Below are 632 nucleotides of genomic sequence, written 5' to 3' on the forward strand. Positions count from 1 at the left end.
TAAAGCCATAGGTAATGACTGCACGTGAGATGGATGGAATTAACTCTTCGACGACTGGGTCATCTATACACATCACGGCGGTGCCATAGAACGGAAGATTGTGCAGAAAATCTACAAAGGTTTGCTTTAGCCGACCAAAGTCTCCGCCATAGGTATGCATATGATCTGCTTCGATGTTGGTGACGACAGAAACCATTGGGGTGAGATGTAAAAAAGACGCATCGCTCTCATCTGCTTCTGCAACAAGATATCTCGACCCGCCTAACTTCGCGTTTGTGCCGGCACTATTCAGACGCCCACCAATTACGAAAGTTGGATCCATACCACCAGCGCCAAGAATCGACGCGATCAAACTTGTTGTCGTTGTCTTGCCATGCGTTCCGGCAATCGCGATACCATGACGATATCGCATTATTTCGGCCAACATCTCAGCGCGAGGCACAATCGGAATGCGCGCAGAGCGAGCTGCCATAATCTCAGGATTTTCTTCGTTGATAGCACTTGAAACAACAATGACATTCGCACCATCAACATTGCTTGCGCGATGGCCAATAAATACTTGTGTACCTAGGTTAGTTAAATGACGTGTTGTCGCACTTTCTTGAATATCAGAACCGCTAATTTCATACCCT

The 632-nt window shown here is 46.8% G+C and carries 1 protein-coding gene; it reads right to left on the reverse strand.

What is annotated here, in order from left to right:
- The coding region (gene murC, locus A3739_RS06880) for a UDP-N-acetylmuramate--L-alanine ligase (protein WP_231877028.1) at positions 1-632 on the reverse strand (632 nt) is incomplete at both ends.

It is taken from the genome of Oleiphilus sp. HI0067, from assembly GCF_001635735.1.